The following is a 13,018-nucleotide window of genomic DNA, read 5'->3' as shown; positions in this document are numbered from 1 at the left end:
ATAGTCTCCTTGATGTTCGCCCCGCATAGGGCGGACCGGGCGTGCCGGTATCCGCGGGCGGCGTCGGGGGCGTTGACGCCGCATTCTTATGATATCGATTTCATCGTAAGGACACTGATACGGGGAGTCAATCGAACTAACAGTTTTGTTAACCGCTATCATCGAGGCATGCCATCTTCGTATGGCAAATGCGGATTTCGATATGGCTGAATGAAACGGTTACTCGCGCACCTTGCCGCGCAGCGCCTTGACCTGGCCGCTGCGCGACTTGGCATCGAGCCTGCGCCGCTGCGAGCCGCGCGTGGGACGCGTGGGCTTGCGCACCGTCGGCACCTCGGCCGCCGCGTCGACCATGGCTTGCAGCCGCGCGAGCGCATCCTCGCGGTTGCGCTCCAGGCTGCGCGCGCGCTGCGCCTTGATGACGACGACGCCCTCGCGCGTGATGCGCGCGTCCGCCAGCGCGCGCAGGCGCTCTTTCACGAACGAAGGCAGCGACGACGCGCCGATGTCGAAGCGCGCCTGCACGGCGTTCGACACCTTGTTCACGTTCTGGCCGCCCGGGCCCTGGGCACGGATCGCGCTGAACTCGACGTCGTCCGGATCGATCACGATGGCCATGCCCGGGTCCCGCGCGTCAACGAACCTGCGTGCCCAGGACCGCGCCGTTCGCCGTACCGTAGACGTACGGGCCGTTCAGCGACGACCCGTCGCCGAAGGTCTGCGCGCTCTGCTGCGTCCAGTCGGACAGGTTGAACGCCGCCTGCACCTTGAAGCTGTACAGGGGCGCGGCCGGATACGGCGACGGCTGCGCGGGCTGGGCGCTCAGGCGGTACACCTGGATGCCGCTGTTGTCGTTCAAGGGCAGTCTGGCGGCGCATTGCGACGGCGCGCGGACGATCCTGGCGAAGTAGGCGGAGTTCTGCGGCGTGTACGGCGCGGTCGTGTTCTCCGCGTTGTACGGGTTGGCGACCAGCTGCGCCCTGGCGCTCCCGCGCGGGCCGGACACCAGCACGGCCGTCTCCTCGTCGATGCCGATGCCCAGCACCGAACCGGACGCCTCCAGCCCGCCGGGGCAACCGTTGCCGATGAGCGCGACGAAGCCGAACAGCCGGCCCAGGCGGTCGCGCGTGTTGAAATGGTCGTCCGTGATCGTCTTTTCCAGCGTCGGGATGGCGAGGAAGCTTCCGGTCTGGACGAACTTCTTCGACGACGTATTGAGGGGATCGATCGTCATGTATTTGTTGAACGGATCGGCCAGCGCCTGGTCCGACGTGACGCTGCCGTTCAACGCGGCGAACGCGTACTGTCCCAGCATCGCGTTGCCGGCGCTCGTGCCGCCGACCGGAATGCCGGCGTTCACCGCCTGCTGCAGTGCCGTGTCCAGCGCGGTGCCCTGCCAGTTGTTGTAGTAATCCGCCTGGTCGCCGCCGGCGATGAAGATCGCGCTGGCCCTGGCGATCACGCCCAGCACGAACGGGTCGGCGGCCGCCTTGCGGGTGGGGATCACGAGCGTCTCGACCGACGTCACGCCCAGGTCGATGCCGCCGACCGTTTCGTAATTCCTCGGCGTCGTCGTATCGACCTGCCCGATCCGGCTGTAGACGTACGGATTGTACGCATCGGTCCCCGTCGCGCGGATGATGACGAACCGGCCGCCCGTGGCGCGCGTGATGCCCGCCCGGGCGATCATCCAGCGGAACGCCTCGGCCACGTCATAGCCGCCGCCCATCAGCACGACGGACGGGGTGCAGGCCGTTCCCCAGCACGACGTCGGCTTCGCGCTCACGGGCGCGGACGGCGTGCCGAGATAGCTGTAGGTGTAGGTCGAGCCGGCGACGGCGGGCTGGATGGCGAGGAACGGCACAGCCGCGAGCAATACCTGGCCTGCCTTCGTTCTGAGATTGGATGTCATGCGGGCTCCGTGTGGTTGGCAGGCCCAGCATATTATCTTTTTCATACCGTTGGAACCAGCGTTTCGATGTATCGTCACGTCTGGCCCCATTTTTCACCGAAAGCACCACACGATGAGTTACGACCTGATGGTATTTGCCCCGGAAGCCGCGCCGGCCAAGCGCCCCGCCTTCCTCGACTGGTATGACGAACAGACGGAGTGGGACGACGATCTCGCCTACGACGACCCGGCCGTCGCCACACCGGCCCTGCAGGCGTTCTACGCCGACCTGGCCGCCGAATTCCCGCCGATCACGGACGACGGCACCGACGCCGACGGGGCAGCGGACTACACGATCGCCCCCGCCCTGATCTACATGAACTTCGTCGACTGGGACCGGGTCGACGCGGCCTGGGAGGCCGTGCATCGCCTCGCGGCGAAGCACGAACTGGGCTTCTTCGACGTCAGTTCCGACCTCGGCGAAGTGTGGCTGCCCGACCGCAAGGGCGGCCTGCGCATCGCGAGTTCCGATTAACCGCGCGGATCAATTCGCGCCGACGCGCGGGCTCTCCTGCGGTCCGAGATAGCTCGGCTTCAGGCCGCCCGCGTCGATCACGAGCCGCTGCAGCACGAGGCCGGGGTCGAGTGCCCAGAACTTCAGCGTGTGGCGGCCGGGCACCTTCACGTCGAGCGCCGTCGTGAACTGGGCGACGCCGTCCGACACGATCCTTTCCCAGTGCCGCTGCGATTCGTCGGCATGCACGTCGACGATCTGCGGCGCGTCGCCATCGATCGAGACGGCATACCGGAAGCCCGCGCCCGGCCGGAATTTGAGCGTGGGCGCCAGCGTCGCCTGCACGTTCACCTTGCCCCCTTCGAACAGGTACACGTCGTATTCCAGGTGCATGCCGTCGGCGAGCGTCGCGGCGGCTGCATCGACGGGAAGCGTCGTCATGCCGGACAGCGTGCGGCCCAGGCCCGGCACGCGCAGCCATTCGCGGCCGTTCGGCGCGAACGCGCGGCTGTAGTGCTCCGCCTCGATGGCGACCGTGCCGCCCGTCTCGACGAAACCGGCCACGTCGGCGCCGCGCTGGTCCGCATGGCGCAGCACGACGTCGACGCTCGCGCTCTGCCCGTCCGCGCCGCTCACGACCACGTGGCCGGCCGTTGCTCCCGCCGGCACCTGGTCCCAGCGCACGTCGACCGGGATCCGCTGCGTCCCGGCCGTCGTCCCGGCGGACTCGCCCAGCACGATCCAGGGCTGGTCCGCGCGGGCGCTCCAGGCCAGCGGCGCCGCGCCGCGGTCGAACACCTCGATGTAGCGCGCCGATTTGTCGAACGGCTCGAACGCCGGCAGGCGCAGGCCGGGGGCGGCCGGCCACGCGGCCTCGCTGCCCTCCGCCGCCACGCCCAGTGCCGCCGCGGCGGGCAGCGCAATCTCGCGCACGTCCGGCATGATGTTGGTCGCGGGGTCGCGCCAGCTGGTGTAGCCGATGTGCGTCTGCGCCATCATGTGGTTCCACTTGCCGCCGTTGATCTGGTGGTACTCGCGCGAGATCGCGGCGTCCCGCGCGAACAGGTCGCGGGCACGCGCCGCGAGGTCGTTCGTGTCGGCGCGGCCCTGGGCGGCGTGGATGCGGTTGGCCTGCACCGTCGCGTACAGTTCACCGAGCGTGCCGGCCGCGCGCACGGGATGTTCGACGAGCTGGAAGAAGGCGTCGCGCTGGGCCGGCGCCAGCTTCGCTTTCACTTTCTCCGCGCGTGCGGCCAGGTCGCGCCAGTCGGCGACGATGCGCTCGGACTCGCGGTAATTCGTCGCGCTGTACGTGCCCGGCTCCAGCTGCTCCGGTTTGCGGCGGCCGTTGTAGCGGGCGTACGTCGCGACGATGTCGGCGATTTCGGCGGCATCGTCGGCGCCGAATTCGCGCGTCGCCCACAACTTCAGGTACTCGGGCAGGCGCGCCGCCGGCCACGCGGCCGGGTTCCACGCGTAGGTGAGGAAGAATTCCGTCGGCACCTCCATCGGCTTGAGATCGCCCACGTTCACGACCCACAGGCGGTCCGCGCCGAGGCGCCAGGCCAGGTGCATCTGTTCCCAGACCTTGGGCAGCGGCGTCACGTTGATCCACTTGTACGAACGCGGGCCGCCGACGTAATCGAAGTGGTAATAGATGCCGGCGCCGCCGCTGCGCTTGCGCTCGTCGGGTGTGGGCAGGCGGCGGATATTGCCCCAGTTGTCGTCGCACCACAGCAGGGTGACGTCGTCCGGCACGCGCATGCCCTTCTCGTAGTACTCCTGCACTTCCTTGTACAGCGCCCACACCTGCGGCACCTGGGCCAGCGGCTTGCCCGTCGTCTTCGCGATCATGGCGCGCTGGTCGGCCACGATCTTTTCCAGCAGCGCGACGTTGGACTGTTCCGACATCGGCTCGTCGCCGTCGCCGCGCATGCCCAGCGTGATGACCTTCTCGAAGTCCTTCGAGCGGTCCAGGCCCTGCTGCCAGAATTCGCGCAGCACCTGCTCGTTGCGGCTGTAGTCCCACGGTCCCTTGCCGTACTTGGCCCATTCCGCGTGGGCGCGCATCAGCGGTTCGTGGTGCGACGTGCCCATCACGATGCCCATCTCGTCGGCCAGCGGGCCGTTTTCCGGATCGTCGTCGTAGAACGCATTGCCCCACATCGCGGGCCACAGGTAATTCCCGCGCATGCGCAGGATCAGCTCGAACAGCTTCCCGTAGAACTTGTGATTGAAGCCGCCGAACTTTTCCTTGGCCCAGCCGGACAGTGCCGGCGCCTCGTCGTTCAGGAAGATGCCGCGGTAGCGCACGACGGGGGCGTCGGCCACGCGCGTGCCGGCGGCCACGGCCAGCACGTCGTGATGCGGCGCCGGCACGTCGGCCCACCAGTTCCACGGCGAGACGCCGATCTGCTCGGACACCGTGTACAACCCGTAGATCGTGCCGCGCTTGTCGCTGCCTGCCACCACGAGGGCGCGGGCGACGCCCGGCAGCGGGTTGCGCACGGCCTGCACGAGATAACCTTCCCACTTGCCGCGCAGGCCCTTCGCATCGATCTTGCCTTCGCGCGCGAGGCGGTCGACCAGCGCGCTTTTACCCAGCGTACCCACGATGACGACGTCGCTGCCGCGCGCGACCGCGCCGCCCGCGTCCAGCAGCGCGGGACGGGTGCCCGACACGCGCGCGATGTCGCCCTGCAGATCGGCCGCCGCCCGGCGCACGCCGGCGAAATCGTTGCGGTCGACGACGATGCGCGCGGCCTGGCCGGCGCGCGCCAGCACGACGGCGTCCTTGCCCGCATCGAACGTCACGAAGGGGTGCTCGCCCAGCGCCCATGCCGGGTGCGCGGCCACGAGCGCCAGCACGGCGGCGGCGACGAGTGATTTCATAAGTCTCCTGATGTGATGGGTGTTCGTGCGGCGGTCAGCGCGCGCCGATGTGGCATGCCTTGAGCTGCTCCAGCGGCACGACGTCGGCCATCGCCTGGTAGCCCGCCGGCGCCGACGGATGCAGGCCGTCGTTGTCCAGCGCCTTGCGCAGATGGTCGGGGCGGGCCGGATCGCGCAGCGCCGCGTCGAAGTCGACGACGCCGTCGACGACGCCGGCGCTGCGGATCCAGCGGTTGTACGCGAGACGGTCCGCCTCGTTGTCCGGACCGTGCGCGTAATAGCCGCTGCCGCCGTACGGCGTGATCGTGGCGCCCAGCACGCACACGCCGCGCTCGTGGGCGCGCGCGACGATCTGGCGGTACGCCTGTTCGAGGTCGCCCACCAGGCGCGCCCGTTCGGCCGGGCTGTCTTCCTTGTTCCGGTGCTGCACCCCGAAGTCGTTCACGCCGATCATGACGATGGCGTGCGACACGCCCGGCCGCGCCAGCACGTCGCGTTCGAAGCGTGACACGAGATTCGGGCCCAGGCCGTCGCGCAGCATGCGCCCGCCGCCGATGCCCGCGTTGACGACGCCGACGTCCGTCATGCCGGCGGCGCGCAGGCGCGTGGCAAGGCCGTCGGTCCAGCGGGCATAGGTGTCGGGCTGGACGCCGTAGCCGTCCGTGATGGAGTCGCCGATCGCGACGACCGTGTGCGTGGCGGGGCCGGACAGCACCTCGACGCCCGCGATCTGGTACCAGCGCGTGAACGTGTCGGCATGCGGCCAGCTCGCGGCCTGCACCTGGTTGCCCGGTACGCGGAAGCTCGTCGCGCGCGCGCCGGGGTGGCCGGTCTGGCGCGCCGGCGCCTGGGCGAAGTGCAGCGAGATGGCGAGATCGGCGCCCGCCGCATGCGGCAGGTCCACCGGATCGCTCAGGTATTCGCCGCCGGCGGGAATCGTCACGCTCGCGCCGCCGCCGAAGCGCAGCGCGCGCAGGCTGGCCGCGTCGACGTCGGCGCGGCCGGGTGCCGTCGCCAGCGCGACGCTGCCGGCGTCGATCACGAGGGGCGCCGTGCCGAACGCGTTGCTCAGCTTGACGCGCAGTTGGCGGCCGCCCAGCGACACGCGCACGACCTGGCGCAGGCTCGCGTCCTGCCATTGCGCGGCGGGCAGCTCGTTCTGGCCCTCCGGCACCAGTTGCGCACTGCCCCAGGAAGCGACCCAATGCTCGCCGGCGGGTGGTTGGGAAGCCGTTCCGCCAGCGAGGGCGGCGCAGCCGGCGAGGGATACGGACAGGAGGCTGGCAGCCAGAATCGATTGACGCGACATCGTTATTCCTTCACACTGGGAAAAAATGGTTGCGCTACCATTCTAGTGTAGATAAATGTTACGAGCAACCGGATATATCGATCATTTATGCCGGTTATTACCAGGAGACCCCCATGACCCCGATCCAGCGCGCCGCCAGCCCGACCATCACCGCCATGCAGGTGATCCCCGTGGCCGGCCGCGACAGCATGCTGCTCAACCTGTGCGGCGCCCACGCACCCTACTTCACCCGCATCCTCGTCCTGCTCAAGGACAGCGCCGGCAACACCGGCATGGGCGAAGTGCCCGGATCGGACGGCATCCTCCGCGCGCTGGAAAAGCTCGTGCCGCTCGTCACGGGCACGGAAGTGGCGCGCTACAACCGCACCTTGAACACGCTGCGCGCCGCCATCTCGGGCGTCAGCCACCAGGTGACGTCGAGCGCCGAGGAAGCCGTCATGAAGCAGCCGCACGAGATCAACCTGCGGCTGGAAAACGTCGTCACGGCCGTGGAAGCGGCGCTGCTCGACCTGCTGGGCCAGCACCTGGGCGTGCCGCTGTGCGAACTGCTCGGCAACGGCCAGCAGCGCACCCACGTGACGATGCTGGCGTACCTGTTCTACATCGGCGACCGCGCGCGCACCGACCTGCCCTACGACGGCGGCGCCGCGCCGGACGGCTGGTATCGCATGCGCGACGAGGAAGCGTTGACGCCGGAGCAGATCGCCGACCTCGCCGCCGCCGCCGTCGACAAATACGGCTTCCGCGACTTCAAGCTCAAGGGCGGCGTGATGCGGCCGGAAGAGGAAGTGGCCGCCGTCGCGGCGATCAAGCGGCGCTTCCCGGACGCGCGCGCGACGCTGGACCCGAACGGCGCGTGGTCGCTGGCGGAGGCCGTCGCCGCCTGCAAGGGCCAGGGCCACGTGCTGGCGTATGCGGAAGATCCGTGCGGGCCGGAGAACGGCTACTCTGGCCGCGAGATCATGGCCGAGTTCAAGCGCGCCACCGGCATCCGCACGGCGACCAACATGGTGGCCACGGACTGGCGCCAGATGGCCCATTCGCACCTGCTGGGCGCCGTCGACATCCCGCTCGCCGACCCGCACTTCTGGACCATGCAGGGCTCCGTGCGCCTCGCGCAGCTGTGCCACGACTGGGGCCTGACGTGGGGCTCGCACTCGAACAACCACTTCGACGTCTCGCTGGCCATGTTCACGCACTGCGCCGCGGCCGCGCCGGGCGCCATCACGGCCATCGACACGCACTGGATCTGGCAGGAGGGCCGCGAACGGCTCACCACGGAGCCGCTGCGGATCGTCGGCGGGCAGGTCGCCGTGCCGGACGCGCCGGGCCTCGGCGTCGCGCCCGACATGGCGCGCATCGAGGAAGCGCACGCGCTGTACAAGAAGGTCGCCGGCGGTGCCCGCGACGACGCGATGGCGATGCGCTACCTCGTGCCCGGCTGGACGTACGATCCCAGGAAGCCCAGCTTCGCGCGCTAGGACGCGCCGGCCGGCCCGCCGGCACAGAGCTCGTAGACCCAGCGCCGCAGCCAGCGGTGCGCCGGGTCGGCTTCCATGCGCGGGTGCCACATCATCGATACGGTCAGCGCCGGCGTCGCCACCGGCAGGTCGAACGTGTGCATGCCGTCGCGCAGCCGGGCCGTGTGGCGCTCGGGGACGTTGGCGACGAGGTCGGACGCGCGCGCCAGCGCGAGCGCCGTCGCGAACGAGCCGACCATCACGGCCACCGGCCGCTCCAGCCCGAGCGGCGCCAGCGCCGCATCGATGGCGCCGCGCTCGCGCCCGCGGCGCGACACCGAGACGTGCCGGCAGGCCGCGTACCGCGCCGGCGTCAGCGCGCCGCCTGCCAGCGGATGGCCGCCCCGCACGGCGCCCACGAAGCGGTCGCGGAACAGCGCGCGCGTGCGGATCTCCGGTCCTGTTTCTTCCCCGATCACGCCGATTTCCAGGTCGATGAGACCCTCGCGCAGCGGCGTGCTGTCCTTGTTCACCTTTTGCAGGAAGCACAGGCGCACGCCGGGCGCGTCGCGGTCCAGCCGCGCCAGCAGCGCCGGTCCGTAGTTTTCCACGAAACCGTCGGTGACGCGCAGCGCGAACACGCGCACGATCGTGGCCGGATCGACGTCGTCGAAGGGCCGCAACATGTGGCCGGCTTCCTGCACCAGCCGGCCGGCCTGTTCGCGCAATGCGAGCGCGCGCGGCGTGAGCACGAGGCCGCGGCCCGCGCGCACGAGCAGCGGATCGCCGGTCGCCGCGCGCAGCCGGGCCAGTGCGCGGCTCATCGCCGACGGACTCAGTTTGAGGCGCCGCGCGGCGCCGGCCACGCTGCCCTCGGACAGCAGCACGTCGAGGGTCAGGAGCAGGTTCAGGTCGGGCATCGTCATCCGCGCACGATAGCACAGCCGCCGCGCCGCGGCGGCGACATGGCGCCGCACGCACGGTGTCATTGCGTCGGGCGCGCCTTCCGCCCGCGCGCCGCGTGGCCTACGCTGGAGGCCATCGCACACCAGGAGCCTTCATGCCCACCTCGACCACCCTTTCCCTGCCCGTCCGGACACGCACACCGCTGCCCGGCCTCGCGCTGTGCGTGCTGCTGGCGTCGTTCGGCGCGAGCAGCGCCAACGTCGCCCTGCCCGCCCTGCAGCGCGCGTTCGGCACCGGCTTCGCGGCCGTGCAATGGATCGTGCTCGCCTACCTGCTGGCGGCAACGGCCGCCGCCGTCGGCGCGGGCCGCCTCGGCGACATGATCGGCCGGCGCCGCGTGCTGCTCGGCGGGATCGCGCTGTTCGCGGCGGCATCCGGCCTGTGCGCGCTGGCGCCCACGCTGCCGCTGCTCGTGGCCGCACGCGCGCTGCAGGGCCTGGGCGCCGCCGTGATGCTGGCCCTCGGCATGGCGCTGGCCGCCGCCAGCCTCCCGCAAGGCCGCACGGGCAGCGCGATGGGCCTGCTGGGCAGCATGTCGGCCGTCGGCACTGCGCTCGGGCCGGCATTGGGCGGGCTGCTGCTGGCCGGTCCCGGCTGGCGCGCCGTCTTCGGCGCGACGCTGGCGCCGGCCGTGCTGGCCCTTGCGCTGGTGCGGCGGCTGCCGGACGACGCGCCGGGCCGCGCGTCCGCGCCGCGGCCCCCGTTCGACCTGGCCGGCCTGCTGCTGCTCGTCGCGGCGCTGCTCGCGTTCGCGCTCGCGGCCACCGGCGCCGGCACGCTGTCGCGCGGCTGGCTGTTCGGCGCCGCCGCGCTGGGCGCCGGGCTGTTCGTCCGGACCGAGGCGCGCGCCGCGGCGCCCCTCGTGCCGCTGGCGCTGCTGCGCGACCGCGTGCTGGCGTCGGGTTTCGCCATGAGCGCGCTGGCGATGGCATTGATGATGACGACGATGCTCGTCGGCCCGTTCTATCTCGGGCACGCGCTCGGGCTGGCGCCGGGCGGGGTCGGGCTCACGCTGGCGGCCGGTCCGTTCGTCGCGGCGCTGGCGGGCGTGCCGGCCGGGCGCCTCGTGGACCGGCGCGGCGCGCGCGCGGTGTGCGTGGCGGGGCTCGCGGCGATGGCGCTGGGATCGGGCCTGCTGGCGCTGGCGCCGCTCGCGGCCGGCGTCGCCGGCTGGATCGCGCCGCTGGCCGTGCTGACGGCCGGCTATGCGCTGTTCCAGGCGGCGAACAACACGACCGTGATGGAAGCCGCCGGCGGCTCCCGGCGCGGCGTGGCGGCGGGACTGCTGAACCTCGCGCGCCAACTGGGTCTGATCGCCGGGTCGGCCCTGCTGGGCGCCGCGTTCGCGGCCCGTCCGCGCGGGACGGCGCTGGAAGTCGCGGCCGCGGCCCACGCGACGTTCGCGCTGGCCACGCTGCTGCCGCTGCTGGCGCTGACCACGGCCCGGCCGGGCCGGCGGACGCGCGCGGAATGACTCAGGCGGCCATGCTGCCGGGGACTTCGCACTGCAGGAATTTGTCGAATTCCGGCAGGGCCATCGGGCGCGCGAACAGATAGCCCTGCGCTTCGTCGCAGCGGCAGTCGCGCAGGGTCTCCATCACCTCTTCCGTCTCGATGCCTTCCGCGACCACCTTCAGGCCGAGCGCATGGGCCATGTGGACGAGGGCCGCGACGATTTCGTCGCCGTTGGCGTCCTGCGACTGCTCCAGGAAGAACGAGCGGTCCAGCTTGAGCACGTCGACGGGGAAACGCTTCAGGTACGACAGGCTCGAATAGCCGGTGCCGAAATCGTCGAGCGCCAGCGTCAGGCCGAGCCCCTTGAGGCGCCGCAGCACGTCGACGGATTGTTCGGTGTCCTCGATCAGCGCGCTTTCCGTCAGCTCCAGCTCCAGCGCGCGCGCCGGGAAACCGGATTCGCGCAACGCCTGCTCGACCTCGGCCACCAGGCTCGCCGTGCGCAGCTGGCGGGCCGACACGTTCACGGACACGTGGAGCTGCGTCCCGTATTTGTCGCCCAGGCGCTTGCCCACGCGGCAGGCTTCGACCAGCACCCATTTGCCGATCGCCTCGATGTGGCCGCGCTCTTCCGCGATCGGGATGAATTCGAGGGGCGACACCTGGCCGAGCTCCGGATGCTTCCAGCGCAGCAGCACTTCCACGCCGCGCAGGCGCAGGGTGCGCACGTCGATGCGGGGCTGGTAATGAAGTTCGAACTGGCCCAGTTCCAGCGCGCGCCGCAGCGCGGCCTCGATCTGCAGGCGGCGCCGCGCCTCCACGCTCATCTCGCGCTCGAAGAACTGGTACGAGCTCTCGCCCAGCGCCTTCGCCTTGTACATCGCCGTGTCCGCGTTCTGGAACAGCAGTTCGGGCGTCGGCGCATCCTGGCCCGACAGGCTGATGCCGATGGACGCGCCCACGCACATCTCCAGGCCGTCGATGTAGAACGGGACGGTCAGCGTCTTGAGCAGCCGCTGGGCGATGCCGGCGGCGGCCTCGCGGCCGGCGCAGTGGGCGGCCACGACGAATTCGTCGCCGCCCAGCCGCGCCACGACGTCGCCCGGCCGCATGCACGATTGCAGCCGCTGGCCCACCTGCTGCAGCAGCACGTCGCCGGCCGCGTGGCCCAGCGAATCGTTGACTTCCTTGAAGCGGTTCAGGTCGATGAACATCACGGTCGTCGCCGCCTGGCTGCGCGCCTGCCCCAGCATCGCCTTCAGGTGGCCGTTGAGCCAGGCGCGGTTCGGGAGGCCCGTGAGGTCGTCGCGCGTGGCCAGCTGCTCGAGGCGCTCTTCGGCGCGCTTGCGGTCCGAGATGTCGTGGAAGAACACGGACAGGCCGTCCTCGCGCGCATAGACGCGCAGGCTGAGCCACACGCCGGCGGGGTCGTAGAACGCTTCGAACGACGTGTTCTCGCGCCGCTCCATCGCGCGCCGGTAGGTGCTGGCGATCCCGGTGCCGGCCAGTCCTTCGGCCAGGTCCCACAACACGCGGCCCGTCGACGTGCCGGGCGTGACGCCCGCGAACACCTCGGCCAGCGTGTTCGCGTACGTGATCTCCCAGTTCCGGTTGACGGAGAAAAAACCGTCCTCGATGCTTTCCAGGACCGTGCGCACATGCGCATGCGCGTGCTCGACCCGGTGCAGCATCTCCCGTTCGCGCGTGATGTCGCGCGAGACCAGCACGGCGCCGAACACGGCGCCGGTCGCGGGGTCCGTGACCTTGCGCACCTTCGTGCCGAGCGAGACATAGTGGCCGTCCCGGTGCTGCTTGCGGACCTCGATGACGTCGTCGATGTCGCCGCCGGCAAGGATGCGCGCGAGCGCCGCGGTGGCCGCGCCCCGGTCGTCGGGATGCAGGAAGCACGTCACCAGCTCCCCCACCATCTCGGCCGCCTCGCGTCCGATCACGGTCTCGTACGACGGCGATACGTAGATGTAGCGGCCGTCGACGCCGCAATGCGCGATCAGGTCCATGCTGTGGTCCACGATCAGCCGGTGTTCCGCCTCGCTCCTGAGCGCGCGGTCGAGCGTCGCTTTCTGTTCCGTGACGTCGGCGAAGGCGCCGCTGAAACCCGCGCAACGTCCGTCGGCGGCGACGCGCGGCAGGCCGGACACGACGACCCGGCGCGCGCGCCCGTCCCCGCACCGGACCTGGACTTCGTGATCGAACGGCGCATGCCGCGCCAGCGCATCCGCGACGGCGCGCGCGGCCTCGTCCCCGGCCGCGTCGCCGCAGCCGCGCAGCCAGTCCAGCAGGCTCGCCGCGGCGGCGAACGGGGGCAGCACGTCCGGCCGGTGGTCGACGACCGACGTGCAGTTGCCGTGGAGATCCGTTGTCCAGATGCTCGCGATGAACGATGTGGGCTGTGCCATGGGATTCGAAAAAGGTGGGAACCGGAGGTTTTAGCCACCATTATGCGGCAGGGATGTTGCCGCATGAAAACTCTCACCGAGAATCTGTGGAAGCTGTTGCCCGGCTACAACTCA

General features: G+C 70.6%; 9 protein-coding genes. 3 read left to right on the top strand and 6 right to left on the bottom strand.

Annotation, left to right across the window (positions count from 1 at the left end; translation table 11 throughout):
* Nucleotides 1-219 precede the first annotated feature (219 nt).
* Together arfB and ASC93_RS16045 are read right to left on the bottom strand one after the other, a co-directional pair.
* Nucleotides 220-618, bottom strand: a complete 399-nt coding sequence (gene arfB, locus ASC93_RS16050) for an alternative ribosome rescue aminoacyl-tRNA hydrolase ArfB (protein ID WP_056444103.1) — start codon at nt 616-618, stop codon at nt 220-222.
* A 16-nt stretch (nt 619-634) separates the two neighbouring features.
* Complete coding sequence (locus tag ASC93_RS16045; protein ID WP_162251903.1) at nt 635-1,912, bottom strand: cyanophycinase; 1,278 nt, start codon at nt 1,910-1,912, stop codon at nt 635-637.
* Nucleotides 1,913-2,024: 112 nt separating this feature from the next.
* Here ASC93_RS16045 and ASC93_RS16040 point away from each other — a divergent pair, with 112 nt between their 5' ends.
* Nucleotides 2,025-2,426 carry a hypothetical protein gene (locus tag ASC93_RS16040; RefSeq protein ID WP_056444097.1) on the top strand — a complete coding sequence of 134 codons (402 nt, stop codon included), beginning with the start codon at nt 2,025-2,027 and terminating at the stop codon, nt 2,424-2,426.
* 9 nt (nt 2,427-2,435) lie between these two features.
* Here ASC93_RS16040 and ASC93_RS16035 read toward each other — a convergent pair whose 3' ends face one another.
* Nucleotides 2,436-5,297, bottom strand: a complete 2,862-nt coding sequence (locus tag ASC93_RS16035; RefSeq protein WP_056444094.1) for a glycosyl hydrolase 115 family protein — start codon at nt 5,295-5,297, stop codon at nt 2,436-2,438.
* Nucleotides 5,298-5,331: 34 nt separating this feature from the next.
* On the bottom strand, nt 5,332-6,606 hold the full coding sequence (locus ASC93_RS16030; protein WP_056444091.1) for an SGNH/GDSL hydrolase family protein: 1,275 nt from the start codon (nt 6,604-6,606) through the stop codon (nt 5,332-5,334).
* 113 nt (nt 6,607-6,719) lie between these two features.
* Here ASC93_RS16030 and ASC93_RS16025 point away from each other — a divergent pair, with 113 nt between their 5' ends.
* Complete coding sequence (locus ASC93_RS16025; RefSeq protein ID WP_056444088.1) at nt 6,720-8,087, top strand: enolase C-terminal domain-like protein; 1,368 nt, start codon at nt 6,720-6,722, stop codon at nt 8,085-8,087.
* On the opposite strand, the gene ASC93_RS16020 is transcribed toward ASC93_RS16025, so the two are convergent.
* Complete coding sequence (locus tag ASC93_RS16020; RefSeq protein WP_056444693.1) at nt 8,084-8,992, bottom strand: LysR family transcriptional regulator; 909 nt, start codon at nt 8,990-8,992, stop codon at nt 8,084-8,086. The two genes, ASC93_RS16025 and ASC93_RS16020, sit on opposite strands and share 4 nt — an antisense overlap.
* Nucleotides 8,993-9,126: 134 nt before the next feature.
* On the opposite strand from ASC93_RS16020, the gene ASC93_RS16015 reads away from it, so the two are divergent.
* Nucleotides 9,127-10,506 (top strand): MFS transporter, encoded by a 1,380-nt coding sequence (locus ASC93_RS16015; RefSeq protein ID WP_082548090.1) that lies wholly within the window; start codon nt 9,127-9,129, stop codon nt 10,504-10,506.
* A 1-nt stretch (nt 10,507) separates the two neighbouring features.
* Here ASC93_RS16015 and ASC93_RS16010 read toward each other — a convergent pair whose 3' ends face one another.
* The gene (locus ASC93_RS16010) at nt 10,508-12,904 is read right to left on the bottom strand and encodes a bifunctional diguanylate cyclase/phosphodiesterase (protein ID WP_056444085.1); all 2,397 of its coding nucleotides are present in this window, start codon (nt 12,902-12,904) and stop codon (nt 10,508-10,510) included.
* Nucleotides 12,905-13,018 lie beyond the last annotated feature (114 nt).

It is taken from the genome of Massilia sp. Root335 (assembly GCF_001425685.1).
Taxonomy (GTDB): domain Bacteria; phylum Pseudomonadota; class Gammaproteobacteria; order Burkholderiales; family Burkholderiaceae_D; genus Telluria; species Telluria luteola.
The sequence above is the reverse complement of the archived record's forward strand: the minus strand, read 5'-3'. Positions and strand labels throughout refer to the sequence as shown.

Excerpts from the sequence above, each read along its gene's own strand:
- arfB (WP_056444103.1), bottom strand. The coding sequence starts at position 618 with ATGGCCATCGTGATCGATCCGGACGACGTCGAGTTCAGCGCGATCCGT.
- ASC93_RS16045 (WP_162251903.1), bottom strand. The coding sequence starts at position 1,912 with ATGACATCCAATCTCAGAACGAAGGCAGGCCAGGTATTGCTCGCGGCT.
- ASC93_RS16040 (WP_056444097.1), top strand. The coding sequence starts at position 2,025 with ATGAGTTACGACCTGATGGTATTTGCCCCGGAAGCCGCGCCGGCCAAG.
- ASC93_RS16035 (WP_056444094.1), bottom strand. The coding sequence starts at position 5,297 with ATGAAATCACTCGTCGCCGCCGCCGTGCTGGCGCTCGTGGCCGCGCAC.
- ASC93_RS16030 (WP_056444091.1), bottom strand. The coding sequence starts at position 6,606 with ATGTCGCGTCAATCGATTCTGGCTGCCAGCCTCCTGTCCGTATCCCTC.
- ASC93_RS16025 (WP_056444088.1), top strand. The coding sequence starts at position 6,720 with ATGACCCCGATCCAGCGCGCCGCCAGCCCGACCATCACCGCCATGCAG.
- ASC93_RS16020 (WP_056444693.1), bottom strand. The coding sequence starts at position 8,992 with ATGACGATGCCCGACCTGAACCTGCTCCTGACCCTCGACGTGCTGCTG.
- ASC93_RS16015 (WP_082548090.1), top strand. The coding sequence starts at position 9,127 with ATGCCCACCTCGACCACCCTTTCCCTGCCCGTCCGGACACGCACACCG.
- ASC93_RS16010 (WP_056444085.1), bottom strand. The coding sequence starts at position 12,904 with ATGGCACAGCCCACATCGTTCATCGCGAGCATCTGGACAACGGATCTC.